12 protein-coding genes are annotated in these 16,661 nt (G+C 68.2%); 6 read left to right on the top strand and 6 right to left on the bottom strand.

The features are described from left to right. Nucleotides 1-33 precede the first annotated feature (33 nt). Nucleotides 34-1,302, bottom strand: coding sequence for an ABC transporter substrate-binding protein (locus AMIS_RS07960; protein WP_014441698.1), 1,269 nt, complete (start codon nt 1,300-1,302; stop codon nt 34-36). A gap of 211 nt (nt 1,303-1,513) precedes the next feature. Between AMIS_RS07960 and polA the strand changes: the two genes are divergently transcribed. Both polA and AMIS_RS07970 read left to right on the top strand, forming a co-directional pair. Continuing rightward, a complete protein-coding gene (polA, locus tag AMIS_RS07965; protein WP_014441699.1) occupies nt 1,514-4,207 on the top strand; it encodes a DNA polymerase I in 2,694 nt (897 codons plus the stop codon). Between the two features lie 183 nt (nt 4,208-4,390). Further along, nucleotides 4,391-4,684, top strand: coding sequence for an ArsR/SmtB family transcription factor (locus tag AMIS_RS07970; RefSeq protein ID WP_051042415.1), 294 nt, complete (start codon nt 4,391-4,393; stop codon nt 4,682-4,684). Nucleotides 4,685-4,688: 4 nt separating this feature from the next. On the opposite strand, the gene AMIS_RS07975 is transcribed toward AMIS_RS07970, so the two are convergent. The 3 genes from AMIS_RS07975 to AMIS_RS07985 form a co-directional block, all read right to left on the bottom strand. After that, nucleotides 4,689-5,009: a DUF3140 domain-containing protein gene (locus AMIS_RS07975; RefSeq protein WP_041829617.1), complete on the bottom strand. Its 321-nt coding sequence runs from the start codon at nt 5,007-5,009 to the stop codon at nt 4,689-4,691. Then, nucleotides 5,002-5,220, bottom strand: coding sequence for a hypervirulence associated TUDOR domain-containing protein (locus tag AMIS_RS07980; protein ID WP_014441702.1), 219 nt, complete (start codon nt 5,218-5,220; stop codon nt 5,002-5,004). Before AMIS_RS07980 ends, AMIS_RS07975 begins: the two co-directional genes overlap by 8 nt. Before the next feature lie 406 nt (nt 5,221-5,626). Then, nucleotides 5,627-6,424 (bottom strand): class I SAM-dependent methyltransferase, encoded by a 798-nt coding sequence (locus AMIS_RS07985; RefSeq protein ID WP_014441703.1) that lies wholly within the window; start codon nt 6,422-6,424, stop codon nt 5,627-5,629. A 345-nt stretch (nt 6,425-6,769) separates the two neighbouring features. Here AMIS_RS07985 and rpsA point away from each other — a divergent pair, with 345 nt between their 5' ends. The 3 genes from rpsA (at nt 6,770) to uvrB (ending at nt 12,188) form a co-directional block, all read left to right on the top strand. After that, nucleotides 6,770-8,281: a 30S ribosomal protein S1 gene (rpsA, locus tag AMIS_RS07990; RefSeq protein WP_014441704.1), complete on the top strand. Its 1,512-nt coding sequence runs from the start codon at nt 6,770-6,772 to the stop codon at nt 8,279-8,281. Nucleotides 8,282-8,429: 148 nt separating this feature from the next. Further along, nucleotides 8,430-9,614 (top strand): dephospho-CoA kinase, encoded by a 1,185-nt coding sequence (gene coaE, locus AMIS_RS07995; RefSeq protein WP_014441705.1) that lies wholly within the window; start codon nt 8,430-8,432, stop codon nt 9,612-9,614. 456 nt (nt 9,615-10,070) lie between these two features. Next, nucleotides 10,071-12,188: an excinuclease ABC subunit UvrB gene (gene uvrB / locus AMIS_RS08000; RefSeq protein WP_014441706.1), complete on the top strand. Its 2,118-nt coding sequence runs from the start codon at nt 10,071-10,073 to the stop codon at nt 12,186-12,188. A gap of 387 nt (nt 12,189-12,575) precedes the next feature. On the opposite strand, the gene AMIS_RS08005 is transcribed toward uvrB, so the two are convergent. After that, the gene (locus AMIS_RS08005) at nt 12,576-12,905 is read right to left on the bottom strand and encodes an antibiotic biosynthesis monooxygenase family protein (RefSeq protein ID WP_041830611.1); all 330 of its coding nucleotides are present in this window, start codon (nt 12,903-12,905) and stop codon (nt 12,576-12,578) included. 637 nt (nt 12,906-13,542) lie between these two features. Between AMIS_RS08005 and AMIS_RS08010 the strand changes: the two genes are divergently transcribed. Further along, nucleotides 13,543-14,538 carry a TerC family protein gene (locus AMIS_RS08010; RefSeq protein ID WP_014441708.1) on the top strand — a complete coding sequence of 332 codons (996 nt, stop codon included), beginning with the start codon at nt 13,543-13,545 and terminating at the stop codon, nt 14,536-14,538. Nucleotides 14,539-14,716: 178 nt separating this feature from the next. Here the strand turns inward: AMIS_RS08010 and typA are convergent, their stop codons facing one another. Then, on the bottom strand, nt 14,717-16,579 hold the full coding sequence (gene typA, locus AMIS_RS08015; RefSeq protein ID WP_014441709.1) for a translational GTPase TypA: 1,863 nt from the start codon (nt 16,577-16,579) through the stop codon (nt 14,717-14,719). Nucleotides 16,580-16,661: the final 82 nt, after the last annotated feature.

A 16,661-nucleotide genomic window follows, 5' to 3' on the forward strand; every position in this document is an offset into this window, starting at 1 on the left:
CTGAGGTGTGGTGCTGACTACTGTGGACTTGCCTCAGCCGTCGATCTTGCCGTTCTGGTAGCTGACGTTCTTGTAGGTGTTGTCCGGGCCGTACTGGTAGATGCCGATCGTGGCCTCGGCCGGGTCACCGGCGTCGTTCCAGCTGATCGGGCCGCTCACGCCGTCGTAGTCGATGTCCTTGCCGGCGGCCAGAGCTTCCTTGCACTGCTGGAAGGTGGTGCACTTCTCGCCGTCCTTGCTCACCGCGGAGAGCTGCTTCGAGTAGTCACCCGGAGCGTCGCTCTTGGCGGCCTCGGCGGCCAGCGCGGTCAGGATCGCGGCGTCGTAGGACTCGGCGGCGTAGGAGAAGTCCTTCAGCGCCGGGTCGACCTCGAGCAGCTTCTTCTGGAAGTCCTCGCCCGCCTTGGCGCCCGGCAGGGTGCCCTTGGCGCCCTCGAAGGTCCCGTTCGGGAACTCGGAGCCGTAGTTGGAGAGGTTGCCGTCGACGAAGTACCACTTCTTGGACTTCGCGGTCAGACCGGCCTCGACCAGCTTGGGGACGATCTTCTTGGTCTCGTCGAAGCCGATCAGGATGATCGCCGACGGGTTGGCCTGCTTGATCTTGCCGATCTCGGCGGAGAAGTCGGCGGCCTTGGGGTCGTAGACCTCCTCGGCGACGACCTGGCCGCCACCGGACTCGATCGCGGCGCGGGCGCTCTTGGCGAGGCCGGTGCCGTACGCGTCCTGGAGCACCATCATGCCCACCGTCGCGTTGCCGTCGGCGACGACGAGGTCACCGAGGACGCGGCCCTGGAGCACGTCCGGCGGGGCGGTCCGGTAGTAGAGGCCCTTGTCGTTGTACGTGGTGAACTGGTCCGACGTGTTCGCCGGCGAGATCTGGACCACGCCCGCACCGGTGATCTTGTCGATCACGGAGAGGGAGACCGACGAGGAAGCGGCGCCGATGATGACGTCGGCCTTCTCGGCGAGCAGCTTGTTCACGGACTGGCTGGCGATGTCGGTCGTGGTGTCGCCGGAGTCGGTGTCGCTGACGACGACGTCCTTGCCGAGGACGCCACCAGCGGCGTTGATCTCCTTGGCGGCGAGGTCCACGCCGGCGAACTCGGGCGGGCCGAGGAACGCGAGCGAGCCGGTCTGCGGCAGCAGGGTGCCGATCTTCAGCACACCGTCGCCGGCAGCGGCCGCGGGGGCCGAGGAAGAGCCGCTCTCGGGCTCGTCACCGTCGTTCGAGCACGCGCCCAGGGCAAGGCAAGCGGCACCCAGCACGGCGACGCTGCGCCATGCGAAGTTGCGGCGAATCATCAATTCTCCTTTGTCCAGCGCGGTGGGCGCGTTGGTGGGCTCCCACTGCCATGACGCTGATGCTGAGGAAACTTAAAGGGCGGAGGACCGCTGCACTAGGGCTGGACGCGGGCTGCAACAGGACAGTTGCGTATCCGTAACCTTCCGCAAGTGTCAGACGATTGGGAGTGACGGCCGGGACTGTCGTACCCGGCGACTAGAGTTCACCGACGTGAGCGACGATGCCAAGACTCCCCGCCTGCTGCTGCTCGACGGCCACTCACTGGCCTACCGGGCCTATTTCGCGCTCCCGGTGGAGAACTTCAGCACCGCGACCGGCCAGCCGACGAACGCCGTCTTCGGCTTCACGTCGATGCTCATCAACATGCTGCGCGACGAGAAGCCGACGCACATAGTCGTCGCCTTCGACCTCAGCCGGCGCAGCTTCCGCACCGAGAAATACGCGGACTACAAGGCCGGCCGCTCCGAGACGCCGCAGCCGTTCCAGGGTCAGGTGAGCCTGATCAAGGAGGTGCTCGAGGCGCTGCGCATCCCGGTCGTGGAGAAGGAGAACTACGAGGCCGACGACGTCATCGCCACGCTCGCCACCCAGGCCCGCGAGTCGGGCATGGAGGTGGTCATCTCCACCGGCGACCGCGACGCGTTCCAGCTGGCCAACGAGCACGTCACGATCCTCTACCCGGTGCGCGGCGTCTCCGAGGTCTGGCGGATGACCCCGGAGGCGATCGAGGCGAAGTACTTCGTGCCCCCGGCCCGCTACCGCGACAAGGCGGCCCTGGTCGGCGAGACCAGCGACAACCTGAGCGGCGTGCCCGGCGTCGGCGACAAGACCGCGGCCAAGTGGATCAAGGAGTTCGACGGCCTGGACGGCATCATCGCCAACGTCGACAAGATCAAGGGCAAGGCCGGCGAGAGCCTGCGCGCGCACCTGGCCGACGTGATGCGCAACTACGACCTCAACCGGCTGGTCTGCGACCTGGAGCTGCCGCTGCGCCCGGAGGACGTGCGCTGGCACGGGTGGGACCGCGAGGCGGTGCACTCGGTCTTCGACGCGCTGGAGTTCCGGGTGCTTCGCGAGCGGCTCTACTCATACCTGGAGGCCGTCGAGCCGGAGGCCGAGTCCGGCTTCGACGTCGACGGCTCGATCCTGCCCACCGGCGGGGTGTCCGCCTGGCTGCGCGAGTTCGCCGGCACCGACCCGGTCGGCGTCGCGGTGATCGGCCGGTTCGGGCGGGGCGCCGGTGAGCTCACCGGCGTCGCGGTCGCCACCGGCAGCGGCCCGGCCGCCTGGTTCGACCCCTCCACGCTGGACGAGGACGACGAGCGCGCGGTCGCGGCCTGGCTGGCCGAGCCCAGCCGCCCCAAGGTGCTGCACGACGCGAAACCCGCCCTGCTCGCCTTCCAGGCGCACGGCTGGCAGCTGGCGGGCGTCACGACCGACACCGCGCTCGCGGCCTACCTGGCGAAACCCGACCAGCGGGCGTACGACCTGAACGACCTGGCCCTGCGCTACCTCAAGCGGGAGCTGCGCGTCGACGAGCCGTCCGACGGCCAGCTCACGCTGGACGGTCTCGGTGGTGACGACGGCGCCGGCGAGATGAACCTGATGCTGCGCGCCCGTGCCACCCTCGACCTGGCCGAGGTGCTCACCACCGAGCTGTCCCGCGACGGCGGCGAGTCGATGCGCCTGCTCGCCGACGTCGAGCAGCCGCTGTCGGTGGTGCTCGCCGCGATGGAGCGGCTCGGTATCGCCGCCGACACGGATTACCTGTCGGAGCTGGAGTCGCACTTCGCCGCCGAGGTGAAAGCGGCGCAGCAGGCGGCGCACGAGGTGGTCGGGCGGGAGTTCAACCTGGGCTCGCCCAAGCAGCTCCAGGAGATCCTCTTCGTCGAGCGCAACCTGCCCAAGACCAAGAAGATCAAGTCGGGTTACACCACCGACGCCGACGCGCTGCAGAGCCTGTTCGCGCAGACCGGCGACCCGGTCCTGGCCCACCTGCTGCGCCACCGTGACGTGGCGAAGCTGAAATCCACGGTGGACGGCCTGCTCAAGTCGGTCTCCGACGACGGGCGCATCCACACCACCTTCAACCAGACGGTCGCGGCCACCGGTCGTCTCTCGTCCACCGATCCGAACCTGCAGAACATTCCGATCCGTACCGAAGAGGGCCGGCGCATCCGCCGCGCGTTCGTGGTCGGCCCGGGCCTCGAGCAGCTGATGACCGCGGACTACAGCCAGATCGAGATGCGCATCATGGCGCACCTGTCCGGCGACGACGCGCTGATCGCCGCGTTCAACTCGGGTGCCGACTTCCACGCCGCCACCGCGTCGTCGGTCTTCCACGTCGGCCTGGACGAGGTCACTCCCGACCAGCGGCGCAAGATCAAAGCCATGAACTACGGCCTTGCGTACGGGTTGAGCGCCTTCGGCCTGTCGAACCAGCTCACCATCTCCACCGAGGAGGCGCGCGGCCTCATGGAGGAGTACTTCGAGCGGTTCGGCGGGGTGCGCGACTACCTGCAGGCCGTGGTCACCCAGGCCGGCAAGGACGGATACACCGCGACGATCCTGGGCCGCCGCCGCTACCTGCCGGACCTGCTCAGCGACAACCGGCAGCGCCGGGAGATGGCCCAGCGGATGGCGCTGAACGCGCCGATCCAGGGCTCCGCGGCGGACATCATCAAGATCGCGATGCTCCGGGTGGACGAGGCGCTGCGGGACTCCGGTCTCGCGTCCAAGATGCTGCTGCAGGTCCACGACGAGCTGGTGTTCGAGGTGGCGAACGGGGAGCGCGAGCAGCTGGAGGAGCTGGTCCGCCGCGAGATGGGCGGCGCGTACCCGCTCTCGGTGCCGCTGGAGGTGTCGGTCGGCGTCGGCCGCGACTGGAACGGAGCCGATCACTAACGGGTGTCTCGCCCCGCGCATCTTGCGGTGATCTGGGACCCTGGTCCGATGCCGAGTGGATCGATGTCGATGGAGATCGTCGCCCCGGAGGAGGCCAGGCCTTCGCAGAGAGCCGCCACGGAGGATGCTTCCCGCCCTTCCCTGGTGCTCTCGATCATCGCGAGGGCGGGCGGTGTCACGCTGATGCGCGGCCCGGTCGAGGCGGAGCGGGCGGGCGTGATCGCCGGCATGTTCAAGGCTCTCGGCGATCCGGTCCGCCTGCGCCTGCTCTCGATGATCGCCTCGGCGCCGGAGGGCGAGATCTGCGTGTGCGACCTGAGCGGCGAGTTCCCGCTCACCGGGCCGACGATCTCGCACCACCTGCGGATCCTGCGCGAGGCCGGCCTGGTCGACTGCGACAGACGCGGTACGTGGGTCTACTACCGCTCGGTGCCGGACACCCTCACTCTTCTGGCCGACGTGCTCGACGTCACGTGACGGCTCATTTGAGAGGGTCGTGACCCCAGTTCATCAGGGAGTACCGCCACGGTGTCTCGCGCACGTCCCCGTCCGGCCGCTGAGCGGTGTGCCGGTGGACGTACCCGACGACCTTGCGCATGTGCTCCTCGTCGCCGCCGGTCAGGTCGGCCTTCTTCTTCCCGAGGATCGCGACGATCTTCCGGCCGGAGTCGTGTCCGACCGACTCGGCCTTCGCCGACGACTTCTGCCCGACCTGCTGCGATTCGTCGGTGTCGAGCCATGTGCGCAGTTCGGCGGCGGTCATGTTGACCGCGTCGCGGAACTCGGCGTACACGTCAGTCATGCCGCAGCGCCCCCGGCTTGTGCACCGCGTCCCGGCCACTCTTGTCGCTCTTCACCCGATACTGGGGATCGTCCGGTGAAGCGGCGACGGTCCGGCCGGCGGCTTCGGTCCGTTTGGTGATCTTCTGCTGGACGGTGCCGTGGACGTCCTCGCCGTGACTCCGCCAGGTGACCTTGTCACCTTTTTTCAGGCTTTTCTCGCCATCAGTCATGCGTGTGGGGGTACCCGCGTCCCGGTCGAAGAAACGCCATGCCGCAGTAGTGCCACCCTCCGTGCGACCTCAGGCGCGTCTGCCGTTCGGGGATCGTGGAAGCGGCGTGGCCGGCTGGCGCTCAGTGTTCCCCAAACGGCCGCCGGGCAGCACTCAGCGCCAGCCGGACGGGACGAGCTGGCGCACAGTGCTGCCGCACGCCCTCCCGGCCAGCACTCGGGACCGGCCGGTCCGGCTGGTCGTCAGTGTTCGCCTGGCAGCGTTGGGTGCCGGCCGGTCCGGCTGGTCGTCAGTGTTCGCTTGACAGCGTTGGGTGCCGGCCGGTCCGGCTGGTCATCAGCGCTCTCGGGACAGCGCTGAGCACCAGCCGGCCCTCAGCGCCCACGCCGCAACCCCGCCCAACCCCTCAAGCAGGCAGATCACACACGAAGATCGCCGTCCCCGGGAACAGCCGCCCCCGCAGCGGGCTCCACTGCCCCCAGATCTGCTGATGCCCCTCCGGCCACTCCGGCTCGACCAGGTCACGCAGCACGAACCCGGCCCCCACCAGCTCCCGGATCCGGTCCCCAAGCGTCCGATGCTGCTCCAGATAGGTGACCCGCCCCTGCTCGTCACGCTCGACGTAGGGCGACCGGTCGAAATACGAGTTCCGCACGACGAGCCCGTCCTCGCCCGGCTCGTCCCAGAACGCCCACCGCATCGGATGCGTCACCGAGAACACCCAGCTCCCGCCCGGCCGCAGCACCCGGGCCACCTCCCGCATCGCGGCGGCCGAGTCGGCGACGAACGGGATGGCGCCGAACGCGGTGCAGACGATGTCGAACGCGTCGTCCGCGAACGGCAGGGCGAGCGCGTCCGCCTGGACGAGCGGCACGTGCACCCCGCTGCGCCCGGCTGCCTCGCTCGCGTGCCGCAGCATCCCGGCGGAGAGGTCGAGGGCGACGGGCGACGCGCCCTGCACGCGTAACCACCGGGAGGCCGCCGCGGCGCCGGCTCCGAGTTCCAGGATCTTCTTCCCGGGTACGGGTCCGAGCAGTCCCGCCTCCGCCTCGCGCAGCCGTTCCGGGCACCAGACGAAGTCGACGTCACCGAGGAAATTGCCGTGTTCGTCCTGGTAGTCGTCGGCATCGAGGTCCCACCAGGCGCGGTTCGCCCGGCGGGCTTCCGTCTCGGAAACGGTCTTCCTGGTGGCGATCTCTGTCACCCGGCAACCGTACGGCAGTCACCCGGCGGCCCTCCGGCAGGCGTGTCGGCTGTCACGATTCTGTCTAAATGGTGCATCCTGGCTGGTTCCGGGCGAGCAATGTGCCGCGGTCCTCAGGAGGGCTTGCAACCTGTGGTAATGCGCACGGTAAGCTAGTCGATGCGCTCGCGGATCGTGTGCCTCGGCAGGGAGCAGGTTCCGTGGTCGCCGGTCTCGGCATGATCGATTGCAAATGATCAGACTGCTCCACAGCTTGGTCGTCTCCCTCGGTCGTGTCGCTGCCGGCGGCAGTTCCGTCGAGCGCGAGAGACACCACGAATCCATCCGTTCGGAGCAACTGTCCACATGACGAGCAGCATCGAGGCCACCTCGAGCGCCAACAAGGTCACCGTCGACGATCTCGGATCCGAGGAAGCATTCCTCGCGGCCATCGACGAGACCATCAAGTACTTCAACGACGGCGACATTGTCGAAGGCACCGTCGTCAAGGTCGATCGGGACGAGGTCCTGCTCGACATCGGCTACAAGACCGAGGGTGTCATCCCCTCGCGCGAGTTGTCGATCAAGCATGACGTGGACCCCGCGGAAGTGGTGTCGGTTGGTGACCACATCGAAGCCCTCGTCCTCACCAAGGAGGACAAGGAGGGTCGTCTGATCCTCTCGAAGAAGCGCGCTCAGTACGAGCGTGCCTGGGGCACCATCGAGAAGATCAAGGAAGACGACGGCGTCGTCCGTGGTTCGGTCATCGAGGTCGTCAAGGGTGGTCTCATCCTCGACATCGGCCTCCGCGGCTTCCTCCCGGCCTCGCTGGTCGAGATGCGTCGCGTCCGTGACCTGCAGCCCTACGTCGGCCGTGAGCTCGAGGCGAAGATCATCGAGCTGGACAAGAACCGCAACAACGTGGTTCTGTCCCGCCGCGCCTGGCTCGAGCAGACGCAGTCCGAGGTTCGCACCGAGTTCCTCAACAAGCTGCAGAAGGGCCAGGTCCGCAAGGGCGTCGTGTCCTCCATCGTCAACTTCGGCGCCTTCGTGGACCTGGGTGGCGTGGACGGCCTGGTGCACGTCTCCGAGCTCTCCTGGAAGCACATCGACCACCCGTCCGAGGTCGTCGAGGTCGGCCAGGAGGTCGAGGTCGAGGTGCTCGACGTCGACCTGGACCGCGAGCGCGTCTCGCTGTCGCTGAAGGCGACCCAGGAAGACCCGTGGCGTCAGTTCGCCCGGACCCACGCGATCAACCAGATCGTGCCGGGTAAGGTCACCAAGCTCGTTCCGTTCGGTGCGTTCGTCCGCGTCGACGACGGCATCGAGGGCCTGGTCCACATCTCCGAGCTGGCCGAGCGTCACGTCGAGCTGCCCGAGCAGGTCGTCCAGGTCGGTTCGGACGTTCTGGTCAAGGTCATCGACATCGACCTCGAGCGTCGCCGGATCTCGCTGTCGCTCAAGCAGGCCAACGAGAACTTCGTGGAGGGCGAGGAGCACTTCGACCCCACCCTCTACGGCATGGCCGCGACGTACGACAACGAGGGCAACTACATCTACCCGGAGGGCTTCGACCCGGAGACGGGCGAGTGGCTCGAGGGCTTCGACAAGCAGCGCGAGACGTGGGAGAAGCAGTACGCCGACGCCCGCGAGCGCTGGGAGGCCCACACCAAGCAGGTCCAGGCGAGCCGCGAGGCCGACGCCGAGGCTGCGCTCAACCCGGCTCCGGCCGGCGGCGTGACCTCCTCGTCCTCGTCGACCTCCTCGTCCACGAGCTCGTCCGCCCCGGCGCGCTCGAACGAGGAGCCGGCCGGCACGCTGGCCACCGACGAGGCTCTCGCCGCTCTGCGCGAGAAGCTGGCCGGCGGCAAGAGCTGACCCAGCTGGTGACCGGAAGCTAGTTCGACCGGTACCGGTAATACCCGGAAAGGCCGTCCCGACTCAGGTCGGGGCGGCCTTTCGCTTTTCCCGATTCGTTGGTGTCCGGGCAGCGACGCCGATCAAGAGCACCGGGATACTGGTTCCCATGCTGAGGGTGGGTCTGACGGGTGGGATCGGGGCCGGCAAGAGCGCCGTGGCCCAGCGCTTCGCCGAGCGTGGCGCCGTGATCATCGATGCCGACGTGCTGTCCCGCGAGGTCGTCGAGGCCGGCACCGAGGGGCTCGCGGAGATCGTGGAGGCGTTCGGCGCCGGGGTGCTGACCGCGGAGGGCACGCTGGACCGGCCGGCTCTCGGGGCCAAGGTCTTCGGCGACGAGGCGGCCCGCCGGACACTCGAGAAGATCATCCATCCCCGGGTACGGGCGAGGACCGCCGAACTGACCCTCGGCGCTGCCCGGGACGCGATAGTGGTCAACGACGTGCCGCTCCTGGTCGAGGCGGGACTCGCTCCCTCGTACCATCTGGTGGTTGTCGTCCTGGCGGACCGTGACCTGCGCGTTCAGCGTCTGACGCAGCTGCGTGGCATGTCGGCGGCGGAAGCCGCCGCCCGGATCGGGGCGCAGACCGACGACGAGCACCGCCGTGCCACCGCCGACGCGATCGTGACGAACGACGCCGATCTCGCCACCCTGCACGCCCGTGTCGACGAGCTGTGGCGCGACCGGATCGTGGAGTTCGAGCGGAACCTGCGGATGGGCCGCTCGGCGCCGAGGAACCAGAATCTGCGGATCGTGCCGTTCGACCCGGAATGGCCGGCCCGGGCGGACCGGCTGATCGCCCGGATCCGGCACGGCCTCGGTGATCACATCGAGGTGCATCACATCGGATCCACGGCGGTGCCCGGCCTGCCCGCGAAAGGCGTCATCGACCTGATGCTGAGCGTCCGGACCTTGGACGAGGCGGACGCGCTCGCCGATCGGCTCGCGGAGATCGGCTTCCCGCGACGGCCGGGGGAGTGGTTCGACAATACTCGCAAAGTGCCCGGATCGACCTGGCCGAAGCGGTTGCACGGGTGCGCCGATCCGGGATATGAGGTGAATCTGCACGTGCGGGTGGCGGGGTCGCCGGGCTGGCGTTTCGCGCTGCTGATGCGGGATCACCTGCGCGCGGTGCCGGAGGCGCGAGACGCCTATGCCGCGGCCAGGGCCGCGTGGGCGGTGCGCTTCGAGGATCGGGCGGGGTACGCGGAAGCGAAGGAGCCGTGGTTCGCCCAGGAGGCCCAGGCCGCCGACGACTGGGCGCTGCAGACAGGCTGGCAGCCGCCGGTCTGACGGGTGTAGCCGCGGCGTGCAGCTTGTCGTGGCTGCGCGCCTTGCCCGCCGGGCGGCTTGGCTGGCGGGCGGCTTGTCGTGGCTGCGCGCCTTGGCTGCCAGGTGGCTTGGCTGGCGGGCGGCTTGGCTTCCGGGTGGCTCGCCTGCCGGGCGGCTTGGCTTCCGGGCGGCGGGGAATGGCTCTCGCGGCGGCCGGTCGGCGCATGGCACGACCCACCGAGGGTGCGCTGCCCGGAATCGCCGGGGCGCATCGACCACGGTGCGGCACAACGGACGTCGCGAGATGCCCGGTGCCCGCGGCCGCCGCGAGCGGCCTACCCCGCCAAGGGTAGGTGGCCGGTTCAACCCCGGACAGGGCAGCCGCCCGGGGTGAATGTGCACCATCGGCACGCCGCTTCGTTCTCGGCTGAACCGCGGCGGCCGGAAGTTGTCGTACCCCCGACGTACGGTGTGAACATGGCGCTCGACATCCCACGACTCGACGGCCGATTCGAGGTCGTCAGCGAATTCCAGCCCGCGGGTGACCAGCCCGCCGCGATCAACGAGCTCGAGCGGCGTGTCCGCCGCGGCGATCGCAACACCGTGCTGCTCGGCGCCACCGGCACGGGCAAGAGCGCCACGACGGCCTGGCTCATCGAGCGGCTCCAGCGTCCGGCGCTCGTGCTCGCGCCCAACAAGACGCTCTGCGCCCAGCTCGCCAAGGAGTTCCGCGAGCTGTTGCCGAACAACGCGGTGGAATACTTCGTCAGCTACTACGACTACTACCAGCCCGAGGCCTACATCGCGCAGACCGACACCTACATCGAGAAGGACTCGTCGGTCAACGAAGAGGTGGAGCGCCTGCGGCACTCGGCGACGATGTCGCTGCTGACCCGCCGTGACACGATCGTGGTCGCCACGGTCAGCGCGATCTACGGTCTGGGCACCCCACAGGAATATGTGGAGCGTGCCGTCCGGGTCAAGGTCGGTGGCGAGATCGACCGCGACAAGCTGCTGCGCCGCCTGGTCGACATTCAGTACACGCGGAACGACATGGCCTTCCAGCGCGGCACCTTCCGGGTCCGCGGGGACACGCTGGAGATCATCCCGGCGTATGAGGAACTCGCCGTCCGGGTCGAGCTCTTCGGTGACGAGGTGGAGAAGCTCTACTACCTGCACCCGCTCACCGGTGAGGTGGTCCGCGAGGTCGACGAGCTGATCATCTTCCCGGCGTCGCACTACATCGCCGGCCCGGAGCGGATGGAGCGGGCGATCCGCGACATCGAGGCCGAGCTGGCCGACCGGCTCGCCGAGTTCGAGCGGCAGGGCAAGCTGCTGGAGGCGCAGCGTCTCCGGATGCGGACCACCTACGACATCGAGATGATGCGGCAGGTCGGCTTCTGCAACGGCATCGAGAACTATTCGATGCACATGGACGGCCGCTCACCCGGCGAGCCGGCGTACACGTTGCTGGACTACTTCCCCGACGACTTCGTCACGGTCATCGACGAGTCGCACGTGACGATCCCGCAGATCGGCGGGATGTATGAGGGCGACGCCTCCCGCAAGCGCATCCTCATCGAGCACGGGTTCCGCCTGCCCAGCGCCGCCGACAACCGGCCGCTGCGGTTCGACGAGTTCCTCGAGCGGGTCGGCCAGATGGTGTTCCTGTCGGCGACTCCCGGCCCGTGGGAGATGGGGCAGGCCCAGGGCGAGTTCGTCGAGCAGGTGATCCGCCCGACCGGTCTGGTCGACCCGGAGGTCGTGGTGAAACCGACCAAGGGCCAGATCGACGACCTGATGCACGAGATCAAGCTGCGCACCGAGCGCGACGAGCGGGTCCTGGTCACCACGCTGACCAAGAAGATGGCCGAAGACCTCACCGACTACCTCCTGGAGAACGGCATCCGGGTGCGCTACCTGCACTCCGAGGTCGACACGCTGCGCCGCGTCGAGCTGCTGAAGGAGTTGCGCAAGGGCGACTACGACGTGCTGGTCGGCATCAACCTGCTCCGCGAGGGTCTCGACCTCCCCGAGGTCTCACTCGTCGCGATCCTCGACGCCGACAAGGAGGGCTTCCTCCGCAGCGGCCGCTCACTGATCCAGACCATCGGCCGCGCCGCCCGGAACGTCTCCGGCGAGGTCCACATGTATGCCGACAAGATCACCCCGTCGATGCGCGACGCGATCGACGAGACCGACCGCCGCCGCGCCAAGCAGATCGCCCACAACGAGGCCAACGGCATCAAACCGCAGGCCCTCCGCAAGAAGATCCACGACATCCTCGACGACATCTACCGCGAGGCCGAGGACACCGACTCCGCAGTCGCCGGCCCGATGGTCGGCGGCGGCGGCCGCCAGATGTCCCGCGGCAAGGCCCCGGTGCCCGAGACCCGTTCCAAGGCGCGAGCGGGCGCAGGCCCCGCCCGCGAGGGCATGGCACGCGCCGAGTTGGCCCAGCTCATCCAGGACCTGAGCGACCAGATGCTGGCAGCAGCCCGCGAGCTCCAGTTCGAGCTGGCCGCCCGAATCCGCGACGAGGTAGCCGAACTGAAAAAGGAACTCCGAGGCATGGACATGGCAGGAGTGAAGTAGAGAAACTCACGCCCCATGGCCCGGCGACCGGCGGCGGTCGGCGGCACCACAGGCGCAACCCGCGCCAACGAGGTGCCGCCAGCCGCCGGCCGCCGCCAGCCGCCAGCCGCCGGCCGCGCGAGGCGCCGCTCGAACGCTAGCGGCCTGGCCCGGCGCGGGCCGGCCGTCTCGCGCCGGGCGGCTCGGCCCGCGGCGCCCCGCTCGTTCCGACACCACTCCTGTCGCGACCTTGGCGAGGTGTGCTCCCGGTGGAGCCACGTTTCGCCAAGATCTGCCGGGAGCGAGGCGAGCGAGCGGCCTGCCCCCGAGGCGCGGTGCCGGCAAAGCCGCGGCTAGGCGCGATGCCTGCCAAGCCGCGGCGGTCGCTGCGGTTCGGGGCGACGGCGGTCAGTGGGAGAAGAAATTGTTGGTGGGGCTCAGCCCGGCCACGCCCACCTCACCGAAGAACTCCGACAACGGCGGCTGGGCGATGCATGCGGCGATCAGCGCCCGCCACTGGGCGAACCTCTCGGTCCGCCGGAAGCCCTGCTCCTGCGCCTCCATGCTGTCCCATTCCACCAGCAACAGGAACCGCGCCGCGGACTCCATCCCCTGTTTCACCCGCACCGACCGGCACCCCGGGACGCTGGCGAACATCGGGCGTGCGGCCTCGTAGGCGTTCAGGAAGTCGTCCTCCCGGCCGGGCAGAACGTCGATCAGCATGACTTCGAGAACCATGCGGCAAGCGTCCCATACGCGCCACATGGCTGGCTTACGAGGATGCTTCGGGAACTGTGAGGGTTCGCCCCAAAACAAACTGTCACCAGAGTTAGCCTGAACGAAAGCCGCAAACGAAAGAGCAAGCCGACTTGTCGGGGAAGAACCGCAAAAACCCCGAGACGCCCGCTTTAGGCCGCGAGTCCCCTCACTCTTGGGTCTCCCGGTGTGCCGATCCGGGACCTGATGCGCAACAATGGGTCCCGTGGGAGGGGAGTATTCCTCTGCTCCGGTCTCGTCAACACGGAACGCCGCCCCTCGGCGCGCCCGGGGCCGGCGGTCGCGGGTTCGCTCGCGGCGGAAGAGACCTCCGACAGTCGCACGTCGCTGCTTTCGCTCGGACGACGAGTCTCGCTTGACGAGTCTTGCTGACCGAGTCTCCGCAGACGAGCCCCGGGCTCGGGTGTCGGTGACCGGAACGTGTCACCGATTCTCCAGCACGAGACTCGCCGCTGAGGCCCGGTGTCGGGTTCCGGTCAGACGTGGCTCACTCACCCGAGCCCACGCGTCTCGATCTCGGAACTCGGGTAGGCATTCTTGTCATGAGATTCGGCCATGAGTGGGCGCAGCGACGACCCGTGTCTGCCGGAGGTACTCGTTGAACGTTCCTGTCTGGGTCTGGGTCGCCACCCTCGTCGCGCTGGTGGCCGTCCTCGCCGTTGATCTTCTGATCATCGGGCGCAGACCACATGAACCCAGCATGAAGGAAGCGGGTACGTGGGTCGGCTTCTACGTCGGCCTGGCGGTTCTCTTCGGCATCGGTGTCTGGGCGACCGCGGGCGGTCAGTACGCGGGCGAGTTCTACACCGGCTGGCTCACCGAGTACTCGCTGAGCGTCGACAACCTCTTCGTCTTCGTGATCATCATGGCCCGGTTCGCCGTGCCGAGGCATCTCCAGCAGAAGGTGCTGCTGATCGGCATCGTGCTGGCGCTGCTGATGCGTGGCGCGTTCATCGTCGCCGGCGCCGCCCTGATCGCGCAGTTCTCCTGGGTGTTCTACATCTTCGGCGCGTTCCTCGTCTACACCGCGATCACGCTGGTCAAGGGCGGGGAGAACGACGAGGAGGACTTCAAGGAGAACCTGCTGATCCGCTGGGCGAAGCGGGCGCTGCCGATCTCCTCGACGTTCGGTGACGGCCGGTTCAGCGTGGTCACCGAGACCGGCAAGCGGCTCTTCACCCCGATGCTGATCGTGACGATCGCAATCGGCACCACCGACCTGATCTTCGCGCTCGACTCGATCCCGGCGATCTTCGGCATCACCAAGGAGCCGTACCTCGTCTTCACCGCGAACGTGTTCGCGCTGATGGGTCTGCGCCAGCTCTTCTTCCTGCTCGGCGGCCTGCTGCAGCGCCTGGTCTACCTGAACATCGGGCTGGCCGTGGTGCTCGCCTTCATCGGCGTGAAACTCTTCCTCGAGGCCCTGCACACCAACACCCTGCCGTTCCTCAACGACGGCCACGGCTTCCACTGGGCCCCCGAGATCCCGATCTGGCTCTCTCTGCTGGTCATCCTCGGCACCCTGGGCATAGCCACCGTCGCCAGCCTGATCAAGTCCTCCCGCGACCGCAAAAGAGAACTGATCAACAACTAGGACATCACAACCCCGCTTGGGTACGGCCGGAGCACCGCACCCGAGAGGCATCCGAAACACGAACCGGGCCCGGGCGAGTCATTCGCCCGGGCCCGTGTCCGTTCCGCGGCTGCGGTGGCGGGAACGACGCGGCCCGCCCCGTTCTGCGAAGAAGCGGGGCGGGCCGGCGTACGTGGGATTACTGGTGCTTGCGGCGTGCCGCGGCGCGGCCGCGGGCGTTCTGGTCGAGCTCGACCTTGCGGATGCGGATCGCGTTGGGGGTGACCTCGACGCACTCGTCCTCGCGGCAGAACTCGAGGGACTGCTCCAGGGAGAGCTTGCGCGGCGGGATCACCTTCTCGGTGTTGTCCGCGCTCGCGGCCCGCATGTTGGTGAGCTTCTTCTCCTTGGTGATGTTGACGTCCATGTCGTCCTCGCGAGAGTTCTCGCCGACGATCATGCCCTCGTACACCTCGGTGCCCGGTTCGACGAAGAGCTGCCCGCGCTCCTGCAGGTTGATCATCGCGAAACCGGTGACGGCGCCGGCCCGGTCGGCGACGAGCGAGCCGTTCTGGCGGGTGCGCAGCTCGCCGAACCACGGCTCGTGACGCTCGTACAGGTGGTGCATGATGCCGGTGCCGCGCGTCTCGGTGAGGAACTCGGTCCGGAAGCCGATCAGGCCACGGGCCGGGACCAGCCACTCCATCCGGAGCCAGCCGGTGCCGTGGTTGATCAGCTCTTCCATCCGGCCCTTGCGGGTCGAGAGCAGCTGGGTGATGGCGCCCATGTACTCGTCGGGGGCGTCGATGGTGACCCGCTCGACCGGCTCGTGCACCTTGCCGTCGACGACCTTGGTGACCACCTGCGGCTTGCCGACGGTCAGCTCGTAGCCCTCGCGGCGCATCTGCTCGACCAGGATGGCCAGGGCCAGCTCACCGCGGCCCTGCACCTCCCAGGCGTCCGGGCGCTCGGTGTTGAGGATGCGGAGCGAGACGTTGCCGATCAGCTCCTTGTCGAGGCGGTCCTTCACCATGCGGGCGGTGACCTTGGCGCCCTTGACCTTGCCGACCAGCGGCGAGGTGTTGGTGCCGAGGACCATCGAGATGGCCGGCTCGTCGACGCTGATCAGCGGCAGCGGGACCGGGTTCTCGGCGTCGGCGAGGGTCTCGCCGATCATGATGTCGGAGATGCCCGCGATGGCGATGATGTCGCCGGGGCCGGCGCTCTCGGCCGGCTTGCGCTCCAGGCCCTCGGTGATCAGCAGCTCGGAGATGCGCACGTTGCTGATCGTGCCGTCGGTCTTGCACCAGGCGACGGTCTGGCCCTTGCGGATGGTGCCCTCGTGCACGCGGCACAGCGCGAGACGGCCGAGGAACGGCGACGCGTCGAGGTTGACGACGTGCGCCTGGAGCGGAGCGTCCTCGTGGTATTTCGGGGCCGGGATGGTGTCCAGGATCGTGCTGAACAGCACGTCGAGGTTGTCGCTGTCCTCCGGGACGGTGCCGTCCTTCGGCTGGGTCAGCGAGGCGATGCCGTCGCGGGCGCATGCGTAGACGATCGGGAACTCGATCTGGTGCTCGTCGGCGTCGAGGTCGAGGAAGAGTTCGTACGTCTCGTCGACGACCTCCTTGATCCGGGCGTCCGGCCGGTCCACCTTGTTGATGATCAGGATGATCGGCAGCTTGGCGGCGAGGGCCTTGCGCAGCACGAAACGGGTCTGCGGGAGCGGGCCCTCGGACGCGTCGACGAGCAGGGCGACGCCGTCGACCATGGTGAGGCCGCGCTCGACCTCACCGCCGAAGTCGGCGTGACCCGGCGTGTCGATGATGTTGATGATGACCGGCTCGCCCTCGGCGGGCTGGTAGCTGATCGCCGTGTTCTTGGCGAGAATGGTGATGCCCTTTTCCCGCTCCAGGTCCATGGAGTCCATGACGCGGTCGGCCATCTCGCCGCGCGCGTGGGACTGGCTGCCCTGGCGCAGCATGGCGTCGACCAGGGTGGTTTTGCCATGGTCGACGTGAGCGATGATGGCGACGTTGCGTAGGTCGGTGCGGGTCTGCATGGATCCCATTGTCCCCGGCTCAGGTTGCCGTTCGTGACACGGGGTCAAGTCCCAGAACTTGTGGTCTTCTGTCCTGTTTTCC

Source organism: Actinoplanes missouriensis 431 (assembly GCF_000284295.1).
In the GTDB taxonomy this organism is placed as follows: domain Bacteria; phylum Actinomycetota; class Actinomycetes; order Mycobacteriales; family Micromonosporaceae; genus Actinoplanes; species Actinoplanes missouriensis.

Coding starts and splice junctions, on each gene's coding strand:
- coaE (WP_014441705.1), top strand. CDS start 8,430: ATGCTGAGGGTGGGTCTGACGGGTGGGATCGGGGCCGGCAAGAGCGCC.
- AMIS_RS07970 (WP_051042415.1), top strand. CDS start 4,391: ATGCGCGGCCCGGTCGAGGCGGAGCGGGCGGGCGTGATCGCCGGCATG.
- AMIS_RS07960 (WP_014441698.1), bottom strand. CDS start 1,302: ATGATTCGCCGCAACTTCGCATGGCGCAGCGTCGCCGTGCTGGGTGCC.
- AMIS_RS07975 (WP_041829617.1), bottom strand. CDS start 5,009: ATGACTGACGTGTACGCCGAGTTCCGCGACGCGGTCAACATGACCGCC.
- AMIS_RS08005 (WP_041830611.1), bottom strand. CDS start 12,905: ATGGTTCTCGAAGTCATGCTGATCGACGTTCTGCCCGGCCGGGAGGAC.
- rpsA (WP_014441704.1), top strand. CDS start 6,770: ATGACGAGCAGCATCGAGGCCACCTCGAGCGCCAACAAGGTCACCGTC.
- uvrB (WP_014441706.1), top strand. CDS start 10,071: ATGGCGCTCGACATCCCACGACTCGACGGCCGATTCGAGGTCGTCAGC.
- AMIS_RS07980 (WP_014441702.1), bottom strand. CDS start 5,220: ATGACTGATGGCGAGAAAAGCCTGAAAAAAGGTGACAAGGTCACCTGG.
- typA (WP_014441709.1), bottom strand. CDS start 16,579: ATGCAGACCCGCACCGACCTACGCAACGTCGCCATCATCGCTCACGTC.